Origin of the sequence: Bacillus sp. FSL K6-1145 (genome assembly GCF_038003425.1) — a bacterium.
Taxonomy (GTDB): domain Bacteria; phylum Bacillota; class Bacilli; order Bacillales; family Bacillaceae; genus Bacillus; species Bacillus pumilus.
The window spans coordinates 3,454,187-3,474,142 of the sequence record NZ_JBBOPC010000001.1; the positions used below are offsets into that span (position 1 = coordinate 3,454,187).

Annotated in this window: 18 protein-coding genes; 1 reads left to right on the forward strand and 17 read right to left on the reverse strand. The window is 43.9% G+C overall.

All coding sequences use genetic code 11. The features are described 5' to 3' along the window. The 10 genes from celB to sigY form a co-directional block, all read right to left on the reverse strand. Positions 1 to 1,350: a PTS cellobiose transporter subunit IIC gene (celB, locus tag MHH41_RS17600; protein ID WP_212045701.1), complete on the reverse strand. Its 1,350-nt coding sequence runs from the start codon at positions 1,348 to 1,350 to the stop codon at positions 1 to 3. 14 nt (positions 1,351 to 1,364) lie between these two features. Further along, on the reverse strand, positions 1,365 to 1,670 hold the full coding sequence (locus tag MHH41_RS17605) for a PTS sugar transporter subunit IIB (protein ID WP_003214824.1): 306 nt from the start codon (positions 1,668 to 1,670) through the stop codon (positions 1,365 to 1,367). Positions 1,671 to 1,792: 122 nt separating this feature from the next. Then, complete coding sequence (locus MHH41_RS17610; protein WP_340866605.1) at positions 1,793 to 3,736, reverse strand: BglG family transcription antiterminator; 1,944 nt, start codon at positions 3,734 to 3,736, stop codon at positions 1,793 to 1,795. A gap of 236 nt (positions 3,737 to 3,972) precedes the next feature. Beyond that, complete coding sequence (locus MHH41_RS17615) at positions 3,973 to 4,587, reverse strand: class F sortase (protein ID WP_106029462.1); 615 nt, start codon at positions 4,585 to 4,587, stop codon at positions 3,973 to 3,975. A 73-nt stretch (positions 4,588 to 4,660) separates the two neighbouring features. Beyond that, a complete protein-coding gene (locus tag MHH41_RS17620; RefSeq protein WP_253622031.1) occupies positions 4,661 to 6,043 on the reverse strand; it encodes a copper amine oxidase in 1,383 nt (460 codons plus the stop codon). A 126-nt stretch (positions 6,044 to 6,169) separates the two neighbouring features. Beyond that, the gene (locus MHH41_RS17625) at positions 6,170 to 6,283 is read right to left on the reverse strand and encodes a hypothetical protein (RefSeq protein ID WP_003214702.1); all 114 of its coding nucleotides are present in this window, start codon (positions 6,281 to 6,283) and stop codon (positions 6,170 to 6,172) included. Between the two features lie 83 nt (positions 6,284 to 6,366). Then, positions 6,367 to 7,737 (reverse strand): NADP-specific glutamate dehydrogenase, encoded by a 1,371-nt coding sequence (gene gdhA, locus MHH41_RS17630; RefSeq protein ID WP_253622030.1) that lies wholly within the window; start codon positions 7,735 to 7,737, stop codon positions 6,367 to 6,369. A gap of 312 nt (positions 7,738 to 8,049) precedes the next feature. After that, positions 8,050 to 8,262: a hypothetical protein gene (locus MHH41_RS17635; protein ID WP_003214995.1), complete on the reverse strand. Its 213-nt coding sequence runs from the start codon at positions 8,260 to 8,262 to the stop codon at positions 8,050 to 8,052. Next, the gene (locus tag MHH41_RS17640) at positions 8,259 to 8,570 is read right to left on the reverse strand and encodes a YxlC family protein (protein WP_050944537.1); all 312 of its coding nucleotides are present in this window, start codon (positions 8,568 to 8,570) and stop codon (positions 8,259 to 8,261) included. Before MHH41_RS17640 ends, MHH41_RS17635 begins: the two co-directional genes overlap by 4 nt. Further along, positions 8,567 to 9,100 carry an RNA polymerase sigma factor SigY gene (sigY, locus tag MHH41_RS17645; RefSeq protein WP_003214662.1) on the reverse strand — a complete coding sequence of 178 codons (534 nt, stop codon included), beginning with the start codon at positions 9,098 to 9,100 and terminating at the stop codon, positions 8,567 to 8,569. Before sigY ends, MHH41_RS17640 begins: the two co-directional genes overlap by 4 nt. A gap of 474 nt (positions 9,101 to 9,574) precedes the next feature. On the opposite strand from sigY, the gene MHH41_RS17650 reads away from it, so the two are divergent. Then, positions 9,575 to 10,612 carry a pectate lyase family protein gene (locus tag MHH41_RS17650; protein WP_251190633.1) on the forward strand — a complete coding sequence of 346 codons (1,038 nt, stop codon included), beginning with the start codon at positions 9,575 to 9,577 and terminating at the stop codon, positions 10,610 to 10,612. A gap of 57 nt (positions 10,613 to 10,669) precedes the next feature. Here MHH41_RS17650 and cydC read toward each other — a convergent pair whose 3' ends face one another. The 7 genes from cydC to MHH41_RS17685 all read right to left on the reverse strand — a co-directional run bounded on the left by cydC (position 10,670) and on the right by MHH41_RS17685 (position 19,950). Further along, positions 10,670 to 12,403: a thiol reductant ABC exporter subunit CydC gene (gene cydC, locus MHH41_RS17655; RefSeq protein ID WP_050944538.1), complete on the reverse strand. Its 1,734-nt coding sequence runs from the start codon at positions 12,401 to 12,403 to the stop codon at positions 10,670 to 10,672. Continuing rightward, positions 12,393 to 14,129: a thiol reductant ABC exporter subunit CydD gene (gene cydD, locus MHH41_RS17660; protein ID WP_335363905.1), complete on the reverse strand. Its 1,737-nt coding sequence runs from the start codon at positions 14,127 to 14,129 to the stop codon at positions 12,393 to 12,395. The genes cydC and cydD overlap by 11 nt, the downstream gene beginning before the upstream one ends. Then, positions 14,129 to 15,145, reverse strand: a complete 1,017-nt coding sequence (cydB, locus tag MHH41_RS17665; protein ID WP_340866607.1) for a cytochrome d ubiquinol oxidase subunit II — start codon at positions 15,143 to 15,145, stop codon at positions 14,129 to 14,131. Before cydB ends, cydD begins: the two co-directional genes overlap by 1 nt. Further along, complete coding sequence (locus MHH41_RS17670) at positions 15,132 to 16,547, reverse strand: cytochrome ubiquinol oxidase subunit I (protein WP_003214979.1); 1,416 nt, start codon at positions 16,545 to 16,547, stop codon at positions 15,132 to 15,134. Before MHH41_RS17670 ends, cydB begins: the two co-directional genes overlap by 14 nt. A 331-nt stretch (positions 16,548 to 16,878) precedes the next feature. Then, a complete protein-coding gene (gene isdG / locus MHH41_RS17675; RefSeq protein ID WP_106029455.1) occupies positions 16,879 to 18,000 on the reverse strand; it encodes a heme oxygenase in 1,122 nt (373 codons plus the stop codon). A gap of 1 nt (position 18,001) precedes the next feature. Continuing rightward, a complete protein-coding gene (locus tag MHH41_RS17680; RefSeq protein WP_050944543.1) occupies positions 18,002 to 19,015 on the reverse strand; it encodes a FecCD family ABC transporter permease in 1,014 nt (337 codons plus the stop codon). Next, the gene (locus MHH41_RS17685) at positions 19,012 to 19,950 is read right to left on the reverse strand and encodes an ABC transporter substrate-binding protein (protein WP_251190629.1); all 939 of its coding nucleotides are present in this window, start codon (positions 19,948 to 19,950) and stop codon (positions 19,012 to 19,014) included. Before MHH41_RS17685 ends, MHH41_RS17680 begins: the two co-directional genes overlap by 4 nt. Between the last annotated feature and the right edge of the window lie 6 nt (positions 19,951 to 19,956).

Sequence of the window (19,956 nt, forward strand, 5' to 3'; positions counted from 1 at the left end):
TTACATGCTGACGACATTTTCATCAGTTGTTGCTTTTGTTTCTAGTTCACTTTCTTCTTTTAATTTCTGCTTATCCCACATTCTAAAGAATGGGTAGTATAAAGCGAATGACAACGCTAGGTTAATCAGCTGCATGACAGCACCTGAGATTTTGCCTCCTGTGGCGAGATAGCCTGAAATGATAGGCGGCATCGTCCATGGGACCGCAATCCCCGCCGGTTTTGCGACAAGTCCTGTGCTCATTCCGATATATGTCGTGATGATCATCATGATTGGCGTAAGGATAAACGGAATCAGAAGCATTGGGTTCATGACAATCGGCATTCCAAAGATGATCGGTTCGTTGATGTTAAAGATGGCTGGCCCAATGGCAAGTCGGCCAAGCTGTTTCATTTGTTTACTTCTGGCACGTAAGATCATCGTCAGCACCAAGGCAAGCGTTGCACCGCTTCCGCCGACATTGATGAAGATTTCAAAGAACTGCGCTGTGAAGATATTTGGCAGCACTTCTCCTGCTTGGAATGCGAGACGGTTCTCATCCATCGCACCGAGCCAAATTGGGCCCATGACGCCGCCGACAATGGTTGCTCCGTGAATACCACATGCCCAGAGGAGCATTTGCACACCAATGGCGACAATACTTCCGCCTAAGCTTCCACCAAGAATGGAAAGCGGTGTGCCAATTAAGACCGTGATGATATTATGAATACTCTCAAATGGTGTCATCTCAATCAAAAGTCTAGCGACCCAGATCAGCGTGATGACCACAAAACCTGGAATAAGTGCGATAAACGATTTACTCACTGCTGGCGGTACACCATCAGGCATCCTAATGACGATATTCCGCTGGACAATGAATCGGTAAATTTCAGTTGAAAGCATGGCAATAATCATGGCAACGAATAACCCTTTACTGCCCATCAATGTAACTGGAATTCCCCCACCTACTAAGATGGCTTCTGTTGAGCCTTCAGGTGTGAAAGGAACTTGATATGGTGTTGCCAAAAGGAAAGCTGCAACAGCGATCGCACCAGATGATAGGGCATCCACTGCATACTTTTCAGCAAGCCTGTAGGCAATCCCGAAGGTTGCAACAAGTGCCATAATGTCAAAGGTCGCATTAACAGGATAGGATAGTTTCGTGGCCCATTCTGCTCCGAAGATACTTGCCATAAAATCGCTGTATCCTGGGATCGGAAGGTTGGCTAAAATGAGAAACAGTGAACCGACAATAATGAGAGGCATGGTTAAAACAATTCCGTCACGCAATGCTTGTAAATGTCTTTGAGCGGCTATCTTCCCTGCAAACGGCATGACCTTCTCTTCTAGAAATCGGTTGAATCCATTCATCCCTTCCGCCCCCTTTATCCGTTCACTAACTGTTCAGCAGATTTTAAAACCTCAGCCCCATTACATACGCCGTAATGCACGGTATTGATGACGTCGACTGGAATCCCTTTTTCTTCTCCGAGCTTTTTCATTTGTGGTAATAAATATCGAACCTGTGGTCCTAATAAAAGCACATCGGCTTGATCAATATGATTTTTTGCTGAATCTCCAGATACTGCCCAAATACGATAGTCTTTTCCTTGTTCTTGTGCGCTTTTCTCCATTTTTGTGACTAGTAAGCTTGTTGACATACCTGCTGCACAAACCAATAAGATGTTCATGTGTAAACGCCCCCTTTTGAAAGTGTGTAGCTTTTCTTTACACATTCATCATATTATGAAACCGCTTTCATAAACACCTATACTTTTTCCTTTAGGAAGCGGAAAAAGTTAAGATCACATTGTTAGCTCTTGGACGAAGGGGCCTTTTTATACATGATATCGAGCATGTCTTCAAATGTATCACAGGCGATGAGATGCTGAATGAATTTCACATTGTGCACAAGCTCGCCCAGCAGACGATACATCCCTTTTAAATCTTTGGCATTCTCTTTTTCGACACAAAGCAAGCAAACAAATTGAACTTTTTTCTCTCCCCATATGATCGGTTTTTCTAATGAACAGATCGCCCAAAATGTCTCTTCTGTCAGCGGCGTCATAGGGTGCGGAATGGCTGTATAATGCCCGAAGGATGTCGGTGCAGCCTCTTCTCTTTCCATCACAGAAGGTGTAAGTTCTGCTGGTGCTAATCCCATATCGATAACTTGTTTCGTGAGAAAAGTGATGACCTCTTCCTTTGTTTGAAAGGCGCGTTTTGTAAAGACCAATTCCTTTTTCATATATTGAGAGGCCAATGTCACCCTTGTTTCACTCGTCAGGGCTTCTTCAATTTTTAAAAAGTCGCCGCCTCCCAAAATGGTGTTCACTTGTATGACTGGAATCGGTAAATCCATCTGAATCGGGACCGTTGTAATAATCAAATCCATGGCATGTAAAGAGACATGCGGAAGCGAATAAAGCTCTGCTGTTCCTAAAATGGTCAGCTTCGACCCAAATTGTGACCGCAGACGATCTTGAAGCAGTCTTGCACTTCCTGCACCAGACGCACAGACGATGAGACATCGCTTCGGCGGAATCTCCATTTTCCTCCGCTCTAAAGCCGCACCAAAATGAAGCGCCATATATCCGATTTCATTCTCATGAATACTCAGCCCCTCCTCTTCTTCAAGGACCCTGCTGGCGATAATTCCTGCTTCAAAGGCAAGTGGATACCCCGCCTTTATTTCATCAAGCATTGGATTTCTTAAGTTCATCCCATATTTACACCGGGTCATGGCTGGCTTTAAGTGCAGACTCAGCCCAATCATTAATTCCGCATCACCTGCTAAATCAAGCTGCAGCTTTTGATCAATGGCTTGGAGCATCAGCTGGACAAGACGGCTCGTGTCATCATCCACAATTTGTTTTTGAGCGCTCGATGAAAAGGACTGCACCATTTTGGCTGTTCCTAATAAATGAATGGCGATATAGACGATCTCTTCTTGTGGAAAAGAGACGTCCAGCAGTCCTTCAAGGCATTCCACCATTTTTTTAGCAACCTCGTATTCCTTTGCCCGTGGAATCTCATTGATTTCCTCTGGCAAAACAGATACATAGTTTCCGTGTCTAATTCGTTTGCAGGCAATCGCGACATGAACGATTAAATTATTCATGCAAATGTCTGATAGATTCATTCGTTCTTCATTGATATAATCAATGATTGTTTTCTGAATCAATTCCAGTTCATGTTTTGGCAAAATGGTGACTGCCGTGTTCAGCATCGTTTGGCAGGATCGGCGTTCACTGAATAAATATTCTGACATACAATAACGAATTTTCATCTCCGATCCTTTGATCCGGCAGCCTTTATTCGGCTTCGCTTCCAGCTTCAGATCAAAGGGCTCAAGCTTGCGTTTGACCCATTTCATATCGTTACTCATCGTCGATTTACTAATAAACAGCAGCTGCTGTAAGTCTTCCAATTTCACATAAGACTCTGCGAGAAGCAGCTTTTTTAAAATAAACCGGACTCGCTCCTCCGGAAGGACCGCCAGCGGCTCTTCCTGTTCGACCTCCTCTTTCATAAAACGGCGAAAGGCATTCTCATCGTTGATCAACAGCTCATAACCAGCTCCTCGAACAGCTGTTACAGCCGCTTGATAAGGAGCAAGACAGTCGTTCAGTTCCTTGATGTCTGTACGAATGGTGCGGCTTGTTACTTGTAAACTGACAGAAAGCGCAGCGCTTGTGAGCGGGGTCTCCGCTGCCATGAGCTGACTTAAGATGTGCGCCAGTCTTTTACTCAGCATCAGATCGGCCTCCTTATGTAAGGGTGGAGAATCTGCCTTGTCTGGACAAGGTGTATACGCTTGCAGTTCTCTTCATTACTCATATTCTACTGAAAAGAAATAAAAATTGCCATCTCATTTATATGACAAACGCCCCTATTTATACAACAAACCCTATCCAATGACCTATGAATCTTTTGGCAGGACCGTTGGGGAAACCATGAAAAAAAGGCGATACACCTCCGTATCATCGCCTTTTATGAAGAAATCAGCTGCGTAAAGACAACCAATCTTTTTTCATGAGTCCCTGCTGCATGATCAAATGTCCCTGTACACGTGATTAAATTGAGATTCCGTGTAAAAGCATACCCGAAAAACGCATTTGGTTTTTCTTCACGCGGATAGCTTTGCACTTTGACGACTTCAAAGGTTCGCTTTTTACCTGATATGGATGTCACGATTACCTTGTTTCCCTTTTTCAGCTCCTTCAATCGATAAAAAACAGAAGGTCCCCACTTATTATCAACATGACCATTCATAACGGCATTTCCTTTATCTCCTGGCTTTGGACCATCCTTAAACCAAGCTGTGTTGTCCGTATTTTTTGGAACCCCCATACTGCCATCCTTTGATAAAGTGGTTTTCTCTATTTTTGCTTTGACATCAATCGCCGGAATCGCAATTTCAGCCGGGACAATACCGGACGGTTCGTCTTTTAACATGGCTTTTGAATGAGACTGTTTTGCGGCTTGGTTTGTTGTCATTTTTTCAGGAGATGAGGTTGTTTTAGCGGATGATGAATCATCCATCGATTTTGATGCACAGCCCGTGATGACAAGAAGCATCAGAAGACCAAACAGCCACCTTTTCAAGTCAGTCTGCCTCCTTTGAAAGAAAGGAACGGCACGATTGTGCACGCTCCCCCCTTTTTGTTTTGATATGAGCTTAATTTGATGTCTTACGACGAATTAGGAAGAACGCACCCATTGCACCGCCAGCTAGGATCAAGCTTGCGATTAATCCCGCAAATGCTTCATATGACATACCTAAAGGACCGGCTGTGCCTCCCATACCTGTTTTCGGCATTTCGTTAGGCATGTTAGATTTGAACAGTTCAGGATGCTGATCAACAATCGCTGCTGCGACATCTTGACCGACCATGAACATATGACCGTACGCCTCTCTCACTGTTGGATAAAGCTGATCATATTCGCCATTATGGTAAGCCGTATATGTTTTGATCAGCTCATCAATATGCATTTTTAAGCCAGCTTCTAAATCCGCCGCCTTTAAACGGCCATCTGTCGCTTGCTCTAGAAATTTCGCTTGCTTCATCCGGTATGCATCCAAGTTTTTCACAGCTTTTTCTTTCGCTTCTTTGTCTCCTGATGCATCCGCTTTGACATAATCAACTAAGTAACCAATATGGCTTGACCAAATGTCTTTGAATTGTTTTCCTGCATCCTTACCATAAACAGATGCAATCGCATTAGATAAATCATTTGTATTCTCGTTCAAAGCTGCTGCTGCTTGATCAAAGTCCTTGCTACCATCATTTCCTTTTTGCATGGCAACGACCGCAAGTGCCAAATGCTCTGAGAACAAGTAGTTTAAATCTTCACGAAGATCTGCAGCTGGTGTATCGACAGATTTATGATCAAATTTCCCAGGAAATTGATCTGTGATCGCCCACGATACGCCTTTGCCTACTTCAAACATATGATGAATGGATTTTCTAACAGTCTCATAGGTCGTATCAAAATCCTTTTCTGTGTAGCTGTCAAACGCTTTTAATAATTCGTTCACATGCATCTTCAAGCCTTCTTCAAGCTCACTTGCTTTCAATCTCCCGCCTGTTGCTTGATCGAGCATGTCGGCTTGTTTGACTCGATATTGATCAAGCTGCTTGACAGCTTTCTTTTTACCTGCCTCATCTTTCTTTGCGGTTGCTTGTACATAATCCACAAAGTAGCCGATATGGCTTGACCAAATGTCTTTGAATTGTTTCCCTGCTTTTTTTCCGTACACAGAAGCGATGGCTTCCGATAAGTCATTTGTGTTGTCATTTAGCGCTGCCGCTGCTTGTTTAAAATCTTTGCTGCCGTCAATTCCCTTTTGCATTGTGATGACTGCTAAGTAGGCATGCTCCGAAAATAACTGGTCTAGTGCTGCTCGAAGATCGGTTGCTTTGTTTGACACCTCTTGTGACGAAGATGTCTTCTTTGCCTCTCCATGCATATGTCCTTCGTGTGCACTTGCGCTATGGGCTGCCGGAAATAGTAATGCTGCGCTAAGCGGAATGGTTAAAATCGCTTTTTTCATGTTCATCTGTTTTTCCTCCTCTTTCCGTTTGTTATGTACTTAACGGAAAGAAGCATGAAATGGATCATTCAAATCTATCATCTTTTTTGTTTAGCGCACAATTCGGTCATGCTTGCATAAAAAAAAGCCGGATTATCCGGCTGATACGTTACGACGTTTAGATGCTTTCCGCTCTTTATATATTTTTCTCACCACTGGATAAATCACAGGTGCCCATTTAAAAATTTGTTTCAGCCATTTTTTCATTTCTCCCGCGCCTCCTTATTGTCATTCTTACAAGGAAGATTCCCCATCTTGTCATGAAATAAACAGGTGCGGGAGAGCAGGAGTTAAATCACGCCTTGTGCGATCATCGCATCTGCCACTTTGCGAAATCCTGCAATATTTGCTCCTACTATTAAGTTTCCAGAGTGTCCATATTCGTCTGCTGTCTCTGTACACTGACGATAAATCGTCTGCATCATTAGTTTCAGCTGATCATCTACTTCCTCAAATGTCCAAGACATTCTTGCACTATTTTGCGCCATTTCCAGCGCTGAGACACCTACCCCGCCTGCATTCGCCGCTTTTGCTGGCGCGAATAGAATATCATTCTGTTCAAAAACTTTGACTGCCTTTAGAGTAGAAGGCATATTCGCTCCTTCTCCTACCGCAATGACACCATTTTCCACGAGCTGCTGTGCCTGCATCTCAGATATTTCATTTTGCGTTGCACATGGAAGCGCAATGTCACAAGGAACAGACCAAATTTGTTCGCAATCTTCAATCAATTCAGCATGCGGGTGAATGTCTATGTATGCCCCAATCCGTTGATTGCTTACTTCCTTCAGCTGCTTCACTGTTTCAAGTGAAATGCCTTGTGGATCATAAATCGCTCCGCTTGAATCACTGCACGCAACGACCTTACCACCTAGCTCTATGACCTTCTCCATCGCATAAATAGACACATTCCCTGAGCCGGACACGACAACTGAACGTCCTTCAAATTGAAGTCCATGCGCTTTTAACATTTCTTCCATAAAGTACACCAATCCATAGCCTGTCGCTTCTTTTCTCGCTAAGCTGCCTCCAAATCCAGGGCTTTTCCCTGTGAGCACACCTGCTTCATAAGCACCACGCATTTTCTTGTACTGCCCAAACATATAGCCAATTTCGCGTGCCCCTACGCCAATATCACCTGCTGGCACATCTTGATCAGGTCCAATATATCGGCTGAGCTCACTCATAAAGCTTTGAACGAAACGCATGATTTCTCCATCCGATTTCCCTTTAGGATCAAAATCTGATCCACCTTTTCCTCCACCGATCGGCATACCAGTCAGTGCGTTTTTAAAGATTTGTTCAAATCCTAAAAACTTAATAATGCTTGCATTGACAGATGGGTGGAAACGAATGCCTCCTTTATAAGGACCGATGGCACTGTTGAATTGAACCCTAAATCCCCGATTAACTTGTACTTTCCCCTCATCATCTACCCATGGTACGCGAAATACCACAAGCCGCTCAGGCTCGATGAGTCGTTCTAAAATGCCTTGTTTTTCATACTCTGGATGCTTTGCAAAAACGGGAACGAGTGATTCGAGAATTTCTCTTACGGCTTGCTGAAATTCCTCCTCACCAGGATTTCGTTTTTCCACCTCTTCTAACACACGGTCGATGTAGCTTTGTGCTGTTTGTGCTGCTCGATCTAAGGTCAACATGTCTCATCTGCCTCCTTTGTATATCTTCACACATTTATCCTGTTAGATTTTCTAACGCATATTGAGATTAATTTAACACCATTTGTAAAAACTGATCAATACTGATAACAGATGAAAATGATGCCGATTTGAGATGGATCAAGCAGCCGCCGCAATCGTTTTTAGAAAGTATCTCTTACAGAGTGACTATTGAGCTAGAAATCATGATTTAGACGTTATATATCCCGCACTCTTTGACAATTAGATGAACCATGAATGATTTCTAGTTGATCTTCAACAAGAAAAAAGGCCTAAAGTTTTATAGGCCTCTGCTCAATCTTTTCGGATCTCCTTCTCTTTTTTTCGATCAGGGTACACGACACAAAGCCAATATAAAATAGAAGACGATGGGAAGTTAATTAAACCGACAATGCCCCAAAACCACTTATAACGTCCTCTTTTTTTGGCATCCATAAATAAAAGAAGGCCCTGCGCAAATAGTAACGGCAATGCGCACAATAAGATGATCATCTCCGACTGACTCATAAGGAAGACCCTCCTTTAATGTGTTGATATTCCTTGATGCCGACAACAACGCAGAGCGGCACACTCACTACTTGAAGAAGAATGAAGATGATAGGCAAATGGGTGATGGCAGCGACAAATAGTGTGAGAATGGTCAGACTGATGAGAACGTACGCCAGTACTTCTTGTTTAAAACGCCTTTTCTCTTGTTCCTTCGCCTGCTTCAGCATCATCATGACAGCCTGTTCACTTGGCTCTTTCACTTCGATTTGATCATCTAGCTGCTGTAACTCTTCCTTTAAACGTTCGGTGAACTGATCTTCCTTCATTGAGACCACTCCTTTCGAATTTTCTTTAATCCATGATGAACCCTCGACTTCACAGTACCTTCTCTCATCCCGAGCATTGAAGCAATCTCTGGATAAGTAAAGCCATAATAATAGTGCAAAATAATCGGCGCTCTCTCCTGAGCCTTCAATTCGTTAAGAGCATCCCACATCTCATGCCATGTATGTCCCTTTTGCTGAATCTCCCATTTAAAACGGCGTATCGTCTCTTGATTCGCCTTTCCTTCCCTCAATTGTTCACGTTTTCTTTTCTTCTGGTGATCCAAAAATTGTCTAGATGCAATGGATATGAGCCATGTTGAAAATAAGGAATCTCCTCTAAAAGAAGAGAGTTTCATGTACGCTTTCAGCATCGTTTCTTGCATGATTTCTTCTGCAAGCTCTTGTTGAAGGGTGAGCTTCATTATATAACGGTAAAGAAAGGAATAATGATGGCGATAAAGAGCTGTAAATGCAGCATCATCCCCCTGTTTTGCCCGCTGAATCAATAATGTCTCTTCTGTCTGCTCCAAACACACCCCTCCTTCCTTTTTCTTCTCTTATTCATGAGACGACACGTATGACGATATCGTTCAAAATAGATTTTATTTTTTTAGCTTGTCTGCTTTTCTCCCTGTTGATCCAGCAATTGAAGCGTTAAATATCCAGTTTTTTCTTATGTAATGATTATGACATTCTTTCGGCTCTAACAAAATGATGCGTTCTGATTTTCTGTCAAGCGGAGATGCTCTCCCCCATAATCACTAGGTCATCCCAATACCTATCGTCAATGATCCTTGTCTCATTTAGACGAAAATAAAATAATCATGGCCTTAGTTTTCTAGAAAATCATGGAATACACAGCGCCAATTCTTAGCCGATGATACCTTTTTGCATGCTATGCTCTTCCTACATTCCGAAAAAGGCGATACTGGCGAAGAAAGGAGGAGCAGTTGAATTGCAGCTTATTTTTGGAAACGTTTACATTAAAACAAAAATGAATGGAGATGTTGACTTTGAAGAAAAAAGTTCCAATGTTAGCTGGTGTGTTAGCGGTTGGTCTCGTGACTTCATTATTTGCACCTAATGGGGAGGCAAAGGCGGCAGCAAAGTATCCCGAAAGCCCTTCTATTATGGCCAATTTTAATCAACAAGGATTCTCCACATTAAATGGCGGTACAACAGGCGGTGAAGGCGGTAAAACCGTCACAGTCAAAACTGGAAATGAACTATTGGCTGCCCTCAAAAGTAAAGGAACAAACGAAAAATTAAAAATTGTTGTCGACGGGACGATTACCCCTTCTAATACATCTGCCAATAAAATCGATGTGAAAGATACAAACAATGTCTCAATCGTCGGCAAAGGCACAAAAGGTGAATTTAATGGAATTGGCATTAAAGTATGGCGTGCCAATAACATCATCATCCGCAACCTGAAAATCCATCACAGCAAAATCGGTGATAAGGATGCCATCGGAATCGAAGGCGCTTCTAAAAACGTATGGGTCGATCATAATGAACTGTACAATACATTAAACTCTGGTAAAGATGATTATGATGGGTTATTTGATGTGAAAAATGACTCCGACTATATTACCTTCTCTTGGAACTATGTTCATGATAGCTGGAAAACGATGCTCATGGGCAGCTCTGATAACGACAACTACAACCGAAAAATCACATTCCACAACAACCGTTTCGAAAACCTGAATTCTCGTGTACCATCTATGCGCTTTGGGGAAGGACATGTCTATAACAACTATTACAAAGGCATCCTGACAACTGCAATTAACTCTCGTATGGGCGCAAAAATGAGAATTGAGCACAACGTATTTGAAAATACAAAAAATGCGATCGGCAGCTGGGACAGCCGTCAAGTCGGTACATGGCATGTCATCAACAACTCATTTATTAACAGCACAGGCAGTCTGCCAACGTCTTCTACAGGTACGTACAACCCTCCTTATAACTACTCCTTGCTTAACGTGAACAATGTCAAATCAGAAGTTGTATCAAATGCTGGTGTTGGAAAGGTAAATCCTTAAAACCACAAAACGTTCGGGCAGAAATCTCTGTCCGAACGTTCTTGTCATTTCATCTATTTATATTGTAGAAAACGGACGATCCATCTCATACAATTTTTGATAGCGCAGGTTTTCTTTCAGTAAATCCTGATGCTCCCCCTGCATCTCAATTTGTCCATCTTCAATAAACATAATGCGGTCACATGCCTCACAGCCAGTGAGATGATGGGTAATCCAAATGACCGTTTTTCCTTTTAACACATGGAAAATGGTTTCAAGCAGCTCACGCTCTGTGCGTGGGTCAAGTCCGACGGTGGGCTCATCTAATACAACAATCGGGGTGTTTTGCAGCAAAATCCGGGCTAACGCCATCCGTTGTCTTTCTCCACCTGAGAAACGAATTCCTGTCTCCTGCACACCGGTGTGATAGCCCTCTGGCAAAGATTCGATGGTATCGTGCAGCTGCACTTGTCTCGCTGCTTCTTTTACTTGCTCCTCTGTCGCATTAGGAGAGCCTAAGCGAATATTGTTTAAAACAGAGGTATCGAATAAATACGGCTGTTGATTGAGTACTGACACATAGGTGGACACGTTCTCTCGAATGCTTTCGACCGGTTTCCCCTGGATACTGACAGCTCCTTGATTTGGCACGACAGCTCCTTCTAACAACTTCAAAATAGTCGATTTTCCTGCACCGCTTTTTCCTAAGAGAGCAAGTGATTCTCCTTGCTTCAATGAAAATGACAGGTGCTTTAGCACGTGTTGGTGCAAATCATACCCAAAGGACACTTGATCAAAAGAAACAGCTTCATCTTGAGAAACAGCTGACTGATCCACTATCTTGCGATCAGATTCTCCTTCATACGAAAGCTTTTCATAATGATGTAATCTGCTGACAGCATGCTGATAGACTGGAATATCACCAGCTGCATCTGAGAGTGGAAGAAAGGCTTCTGTTAACGGAAAAAGCACAAGCACGAAGGCTGCAATCAGGGTGTGTGACATCGAGCCTGACTGCACAACTGAACCGCTCCAATACACGACAAGCACGACAGCTCCTCCAATGATAAGCTGTGCAAAAAACTGGCGCAGACGGATAAATCGGTGCTTAGCTGCTTCAAGCGCTAACAGCTGCGCTTCTTTCTGTTCATATTCATCAACAAAATCTTTCTGCCTACCGCTAAACAACCAGTCACTCACGCCCATGACGGCATCTGTTAAATGGCTGTACAGTTCATTTCTGCCTTTTTTCATTTGAATTTGTCTCGCCCGGTTCACTAGCACTGTGACGTATGGGAAAACAAATACGAGAAGTGCCATATAAAGCAGCATCAAGCCAGCAAAAGGCCATGAGAATAGGCCAAGTGCCCCAATCGATGCGGCATATAAAAGCAGCGCACCGATAGATGGAAAGATGGTTTTTAAATAGGCATCCTGCAGTCTCTCAACATCATCTGACAAGAGCCCCAGCATTTCACCTGTACCCAGCTTTGTCTGTTTCGCACTTCGTTCAGCCATGTCATATAGGCGGACACGCATTTTTTCAATCATGGTCAAAATGAGCTGGTGGCTCGCCAATCTTTCTGCATAGCGGGCAGCTGAGCGTGATATACCAAAGGTACGGACAGCTACAATTGGGACGTAGACCATAAGTATATTCTCAGGTCTTGTGGCAGCTTTTGAAATGAGAAATCCTGACGTATACATCAGCATAGAAGCAGAGAATACTGCAATTGCCCCAAGAAATAAAACTAGCGCAAACAGCTTTTGATTCTCCTTGATATAAGGTATAAACCAGCCTTTACTTACCATGTGTGACCGCCCCCATTTGCTCCTGTACCAATTGATAATACACGCCTTTTCTTTGCATCAATGATTCATGTGTACCCATTTCCGCAATCGTTCCTTGATCCATGACAATGATCTCATCCATGTCTGGCATCCAATGAAGCCTATGTGTCGCTAAGAACACAAGTTTATCTTCAAACAGCGGAAGCATTGTTTTCTTCAATTCATACTCTGTCTCAATATCGAGATGTGCCGTTGGTTCATCTAACAGCATAATGGACCGCTTGCCCAGCACCGTTCGCGCAAGCGCAATTCTTTGTGCCTGTCCGCCGCTTAGCCCTCTTCCCTGTTCTCCAATGACCTCATCAAGACCATTTGGCAGCTGCGCCACGAGCTGAGATAAGCCAGCTTCACTGGAAGCTCTTTCCACTTCTTCATCTGTTGCATGCGGTTCATAAAAACGAATGTTTTCTCTTAATGTCATGTGAAATAAATAAGGGTGCTGCGGCATATAGACGACTTCCTTTTGCCATTCCTTCATCTGTAAATGAACAAGCGGCTGGCCGTTTAGTGTGATTTGACCTGAGGTCGGTTCAACAAAGCCGCCGAGCACATCGGTTAATGTCGATTTCCCTGAACCACTGGCACCAATGATTCCGATTTTCTTCTTCCCTTTCACAGTGAGATCTACATCCTGAATCGAATAAGGGGCATGTTCGTCATGCTGGACACTCACATCTTGCAGGGTGAGCGCAGACTGTTCATTCCACTCGTTCAACTGCACTGATTGTGTTTCCTGCGCGCGGAAGCCCTTTTCTTCTAAAATGACCTGCATCGCCTCATTCGCTTCTTTTCCATTTAGCGTGGCATGATAATCATTGCCCACTTCACGTACTGGCAGGAAATATTCCGGTGCCAGCATGAGCGCCGTCAAAGCCGGCAATAACAGAAGCTCTCCTTCAATTAATCGCAAGCCGAGAAAGACAGCGACGGTTGCAATCGACAGCATGGAAAAGAAATCAAGCGCAAATGATGAAAGAAATGCGACCTTCAGCGTGCTCATGGTCGCCTTTCGATATCGCTTTGACACTTCCCCGATATTGCGGGAATGTTTTTTGCTAATGCCTAAATAACGAAGCGTTTCAAGGCCGCGGAGAGAATCAGTAAAATGATTGGATAATTTCTCATACGATCTCCATTGTTTGGCCGCTTTACGCTGAGCGACAAGACCTAGCAAAATCATAAAGATAATTAAAATCGGCAGCGTCACGATTAAAATGACGGCAGATGTTTCGTCTAATGTCCAAACATAGATGAGGACCATTGCCGGTATCACAGCCATGTTCACCATCTTCGGTAAAAATAGCTGTAAATACTGACGATATTGAGCAATTCCCTCCATCGCTAATGTGACAAGCTTTCCTGTACCCTTTTTCTTTGTAAAAGCTGGACCTAAACGAAAGAGTTGGTCTAACAGCTGTTTTCTGACGTCTGCTCCAATTCGGGAAGAGTAGGTAAACATGACCTTCTCCCGAATCAAGGTGAGACCGTGCCGCACCAGAAAGGCAGCAAGAAACAGCAGGACATAAGGCGTTGCCTGCGAAAGGCTTTTCCCGTCAAACAGCGTAGTAATGGCATGTGCCAGCCACTGTGCTTGGAAAATAATACTTGCTCCTTGGATGAGTGACACAATACCTAAGAGGGCAAGAAGCCCTCTCATTCCTTTTAATTGAAGCAAACGTTTATCCATTAGTAGGTCATTGGCTCCTTACCGCTTACACGTTTACGGAAGACGTAATAGCTCCAAATTTGATACCCAAGCACAAAGGGCAGCAAAGAAATGGCAACAATCGTCATCACCGTCAGTGAATAAGATCCAGATGCAGCGTTTTGAATGGTCAGATCAAACGTATGGTTGATTGAGCTAATCATGACGCGCGGGAACAATGCAGTGAACAGCATCGTTACTGTCACCATGATGCCCGCACCTGTGAATAGGAATGTCCAGCCATCACGTTCTTTTTTCATAAAGAATAGCGCCGCTACGTAACAAACCACAATGAGGACAGTTAACGGAATGGTGATGATCGGACGTACCGTATAAATGTCTGTTTCCATGATAGATACACCAACAAATAGGACAAGAACTGGCAGCGCAATAAGCAGGACACGCTTGCCAAGCTTTCTCGCACGATCTCTTAAATCACCCTCTGTACGAAGTGTGACGAAAATCAATCCGTGCAGAAGGCAAAGAACCGTCACAGCTAACCCGCCAATCACTGAATAAAGATTCACAAAATCCGTAAAACCAGCGTACATGTTCATGTCTTGATCAATTGGCATCCCGCGTAAAATACTTGTGAATAGCACACCGAGTAAAAACGGCGGCAGCAGACTGCCAAAGAAGATGACCCAGTCCCATGCTTTGATCCAAGAGACTTTCTCAACCTTCCCTCGGAATTCAAAGGCGACTCCGCGCCCGATGAGTGCTAAGAGGAGAACCGCAAACGGTATATAGTATCCACTGAACATCGTGGCATACCAGTTAGGGAAAGCAGCGAAAATAGCGCCCCCAGCTGTAATCAGCCAGACCTCATTCGCATCCCAGAAAGGACCAATCGTGTTAATTAAAATGCGGCGTTCGTGCGCATCCTTTCCAAGCAGCTGCATGGACATCCCAACACCAAAATCAAATCCTTCTAAGAAGAAAAATCCAACAAACAATACTGCGACAAGAATAAACCAAATCTCGTTAAGATATGCCATGATATGCGCCTCCATCAAATGGATCTGTAGACAGGTCCGTTTCATCCTTTTGATCTGTATCCTCTTCCGAATGTGCACCTTTTTTAATTTCTCGAATGAATAGGTAGGCAAGCAAGATGGCAAGAATCAGATACATCGTCGTAAAGCTAATGACTGAGAATAACAGCATGCCATACGATACGTTTGGCGAAATCGATTGAGCCGTCGTCATCATACCAAAGACCGTCCACGGCTGACGCCCAATTTCAGTCATGATCCAGCCAGCTGAGTTCGCAATAAACGGGAATGCAATCATCCCTACCATGAAGCGTAAAAACCATTTGTTCGTTTCGAGTTTCTTTCTAAAGCTCAAGTACAAGCCTATCATACTGGCAAAAATCATCAGCATGCCGGCACCAACCATGATTCTAAAGCTCCAGAAGGTTGTTTTTACTGGCGGAATGTAGTCTCCAGGACCAAACTTTGCTTCATATTCTTTTTGAAGGGTCAGCATGCCTGGCACATCTCCACTAAACTTGGAATAAGCCAAGTAACTTAAAGCAAACGGAATATTGATCTCCGCAGAGTTTTCTTTTTTATCTGTATCAATATTGGCAAATAGTGTCCAAGCCGCTGGATCTCCACTATCCTTCCAAAGGGCTTCACTTGCTGCCATCTTCATTGGCTGTGATTCCATTAAGTGCTTCGCTTGATCATGTCCAGAGAATGCCACACCTAAACCAGAAATTAAAGCGAGAACCATGGCAATCTGGAATGATTTTTTGAAAAAGGCGATTTCTTGTTTTTTGATCATTTTATAGGCACTAACTCCTGCAATAAAGAATGCACCTGTAGCCAGCGCACCAAACAGAACGTGCGGGAATTCAACCCAAAGCTGCGGGTTCGTTACAAGAGCGCCAAAGTCATTCATTTCTGCACGGCCATTTTTAATGACAAATCCAACTGGCTCTTGCATAAATGAGTTGGCGAGTAAAATCCAAAACGCCGAAAAGATCGTACCAAGGGAAACAAGCCAAATACACAATAAATGAATCTTCTTCGGCAGACGATCCCAGCCGAATATCCAAAGTCCAATAAATGTAGATTCAAGGAAAAAGGCGAGCAGTGCTTCAATGGCAAGCGGTGCACCAAATACATCACCGACAAACCTTGAATAATCTGACCAGTTCATCCCAAACTGGAATTCCTGGAGAATCCCTGTCACCACACCTACTGCAAAATTGAGTAAGAATAGATGACCCCAAAACTTCGCCATCTTTTTATAAATCTCTTTTTTCTTGACGACATAAAGGGTCTGCATCAATGCAACGATAAACACCAAACCTATTGACATAGGAACAAAAATAAAATGAAATAATGTCGTTGAAGCAAATTGAAATCTTGCTAAAAACAGCTCACTCACAGCCTTACATCCTCCCTTACTTTCACATGCCGAATGATTCGAAATGTCTATGCTCACCATTTCACAAAATGTTCACTATTTGTTCAATGGTTCACAAACAATAGCCTGTTTGAAATGGTTTACTCGGTGAAATTTTACTCTTGCTTTTCATTCGGTTAGTTATTTATACCTGTACTTTACACCCATACGCTTCAAAAATAAAGTAAATTTTACCTAAAAATTGGGAGGTATTGTGTCAGTTGTTTGAATACTTTGTCAAAGATATGTGACAGAAAGTAAAAAAACGTAAAAAAATAGCGCTGCACGTGAGTTGCAGCGCTGTGTTTCTTTTTTAGGCTTTTTTCTGTAAGGCTGGTCTAGTGACTTGCACTTCATAGTACGTAATTTTGTTTTTTAATAGACCTTCAGGTTTCGCTTTTCCATGAGCGTGCGCATCACCAAATGCCTGAGATTTTGTCCAATTCACAAAGTCTTCTTTTCGATTCCAGCGTGTATGAATGGTCACTTCATCGTAATCGGTTGTCTGCTGTGTGACCCATACTTCCATGCCTAAAAATCCTTCCATGAATTCTACTTGTCCCTGCTTGTTAAAACGCTTGACGAGGTGGTCGGCACTGCCTTTTTCTACTCTTACCTGGTTGTTGACAATGATCATGTTTTGTTCATCTCCCTTTTGTTGTTGGATCGAAGCGATTGGAATAATAAGCGGATGCTCACCGTCTAAGTGAACCTCAGCCTGAATCCCAAAGACCTCTTTGAAAAAGCTTTCTGTTAATACTTCTTTTGGTGTCCCTATTTGATAAATCTGACCACGCTTCATCGCAATAAGGCGGTCACAATATTTTGCTGCCTGCTGCAGGTCGTGAAGAACCATTAAAATGGTGATTCCATGCGTCTTATTCAGCTGTTTGAGCAGCTCTAGTAAATCAAGCTGATGCGCAATATCTAAGTAAGTTGTCGGCTCATCCAGAATAATCGTCTCCGTCTTCTGAGCGAGCGCCATCGCAATATACGCTTTTTGCCTTTCTCCGCCAGACAATGTATGCAGCATTCTATTTTCATTGATCCGGCTATTGGTCACATCAAGCGCCCACTCAATCGCTTCTTGATCTGTCTTCGAGCTTTTTTTCCAGATCGAACGATGCGGACTGCGTCCAAGTGCGACCAGCTCCCGTACGGTCATAGATGGAATGGCTGTTCTCGACTGCATGAGAACGGCGATTTCCTTTGCGATCTCCTGAGCTGTCATCTCTTTTTGCGGTATATCGTGAATGTATATCGTGCCGCTTTCGATTGACGTAAGACGTGCGGCTGCTTTAATAAAAGTCGACTTCCCTGATCCATTCGGTCCAATAATTCCTGTCACGCTTCCTTTAGGAACAGCTGCTGAAATAGATGACAGCTGAAAGCCTCCTTGACTGAGACTCACGTCATCCATAGCGATCACATCCAACTTAACCCCTCCCTTTCTTTTTTAATAAATAGAGGAAGAAAGGTGCACCGATGCAGGCAAGCAGGATACCGACAGGCAGTTCAACTGGCGTAAACCATACCCTTGCGGCTGTATCTGCAAAAACCACAAGCACGCCTCCGCCCAGCATCGAGATTGGCAGCAGATACCGGTAGTCATCTCCAATTAAAAGACGGATAAAATGAGGAACGACTAGTCCGACAAATCCAATTAAGCCGCTCACACTTACTGCTGCACCAGCTAAAAGTGCCGCCAGTGCAATTAAGAAAAACCGGGTGCGCTCTACTCTGAGACCGAGCAGCTGAGCCGATTCATCGCCAAGCAAAAGAAGATTTGCCGGCTTGATGGCAAAAAAACAAAGGCACAACCCAGCAAGCGCATAGGGCGACACGAAGGTTAGATGATGCCAGCTCCGTCCATTTAATCCTCCTGATAAAAAGGGCAGAACAGCCTGCACACGCTCACTATAAAGCACCATAAACCCATTCATCACCGCCCCAAGTAGGGCATTGACTGCCACTCCCGCCAAAATCAGCTTCAGCGGTGAAACCCCTTGATCAAATGAGAGCATATACACCACAAGTGCCGCTAATAAAGCGCCAAGGAAAGCAGCGGCTGGCAGCAAATACGTGAATTGTGGAAACACAATCATGCTAAGCACAGCAGCCAATCCGCCGCCAGCCGTCACACCGATGATGCCAGGGTCAGCGAGTGGATTTCGGACGACTCCTTGTAAAATCGCCCCTGATGCTGCGAGACAGGCCCCAACGATGAAACCGATGAGAACGCGCGGTAGGCGTAAATCCATCACAATTTTCTCATGGACAGGCTGACCTGATCCCGTCAAAGCAGCGAGTAAATCTTGCAGTGATAATTGAACAGAACCTAATGCAAGCCCTAGGCATGCGCCTACAACTAACGAGATGAATAGTCCGGGTATCAGCCATCTTCGCCTCGACTGTCTTTTTTGAAAATCTAATTCTGCATTCATTTTCATGATGACAATCGCTTCAATCTTTTCTCTAGCTCATCAATCGCTCTCATCACGTCTGCGCCTGGATTCGTCCCAAATAGATCACTAGGCAGAATCTCGACGTGTCCATGTTTGACAGCTGATACATCGTGCCATGCGGCATTCTGTTTCATTTCACTCATAAAGCCCGCTTTCACATCTTCAGGATTGCTGTGGGTCATAAGCAGGATAAGATCAGGATCAGCTTCGATGACCTTTTCTGCATTGATTTGAGCGTATTGAGGGAATTTCTCGAGTGCTGGTTCATTCTCAGCAATGTTCGTCCCTCCAGCGATGTGCAGTAAATCTCCGCTTAAGGATTGAGGAAGTGCCGCCATATATGTGCCAGGTGCCCCGTATACAACGAGTGTCTTCACTTTTTTCTGAGGCTGTTTGACCTGCTTTTTCCGCTGATCGATTTGCTTGTTAAGCGCTTTTGCCTTTTGCTGCTTCCCTAGCAAATCTCCGAATAACGTAATTTGGCGCTGGATGTCCTTCACTGAATTGGCACTTGTCAAAAGAAGCTGTGAACCAATTCCTTCTATTGTAGAGATGTCCTTGCTGTTTAATTGTTCATTCCCAAGTACAACATCGGGCTTTAAGCTTGTGATGAGCTCTACATCAAATTGATGTGTGGTACCAATTGTTTGGACTGATGTAGCCTGTTGTAAGCTCTCTGGTAATTCGGCGGCCGGACGACCGACCACCTCACCGCCTAAGGCATATAGGATGCTCATGTCTCCAGTCGATAATGAGACAATACGCTGAGGGGAGTCCTCAAACGACAGCGTTCTGCCGGCAAAGTCCTTTATCTTCAGCGCACCTTGACCGCTCCCTTTCTCTACAGGTGCTGCCTGACTGCATCCGCCGAGGAGAAGCATCGAGACAAGTCCCACGAAGATCACATGTGAAAATTTCAACCGTCT

Bases quoted from the DNA above. Each gene is read 5' to 3' on its own strand.
- MHH41_RS17650 (WP_251190633.1), top strand. From the start codon at position 9,575: ATGTTGACTTTGAAGAAAAAAGTTCCAATGTTAGCTGGTGTGTTAGCG.
- MHH41_RS17640 (WP_050944537.1), bottom strand. From the start codon at position 8,570: ATGAAGGAAGATCAGTTCACCGAACGTTTAAAGGAAGAGTTACAGCAG.
- cydB (WP_340866607.1), bottom strand. From the start codon at position 15,145: ATGGCATATCTTAACGAGATTTGGTTTATTCTTGTCGCAGTATTGTTT.
- MHH41_RS17605 (WP_003214824.1), bottom strand. From the start codon at position 1,670: ATGAACATCTTATTGGTTTGTGCAGCAGGTATGTCAACAAGCTTACTA.
- MHH41_RS17610 (WP_340866605.1), bottom strand. From the start codon at position 3,736: ATGCTGAGTAAAAGACTGGCGCACATCTTAAGTCAGCTCATGGCAGCG.
- gdhA (WP_253622030.1), bottom strand. From the start codon at position 7,737: ATGTTGACCTTAGATCGAGCAGCACAAACAGCACAAAGCTACATCGAC.
- MHH41_RS17625 (WP_003214702.1), bottom strand. From the start codon at position 6,283: ATGAAAAAATGGCTGAAACAAATTTTTAAATGGGCACCTGTGATTTAT.
- MHH41_RS17635 (WP_003214995.1), bottom strand. From the start codon at position 8,262: ATGAGTCAGTCGGAGATGATCATCTTATTGTGCGCATTGCCGTTACTA.
- MHH41_RS17620 (WP_253622031.1), bottom strand. From the start codon at position 6,043: ATGAACATGAAAAAAGCGATTTTAACCATTCCGCTTAGCGCAGCATTA.
- celB (WP_212045701.1), bottom strand. From the start codon at position 1,350: ATGAATGGATTCAACCGATTTCTAGAAGAGAAGGTCATGCCGTTTGCA.
- cydD (WP_335363905.1), bottom strand. From the start codon at position 14,129: ATGGATAAACGTTTGCTTCAATTAAAAGGAATGAGAGGGCTTCTTGCC.
- cydC (WP_050944538.1), bottom strand. From the start codon at position 12,403: ATGGTAAGTAAAGGCTGGTTTATACCTTATATCAAGGAGAATCAAAAG.
- MHH41_RS17680 (WP_050944543.1), bottom strand. From the start codon at position 19,015: ATGAAAATGAATGCAGAATTAGATTTTCAAAAAAGACAGTCGAGGCGA.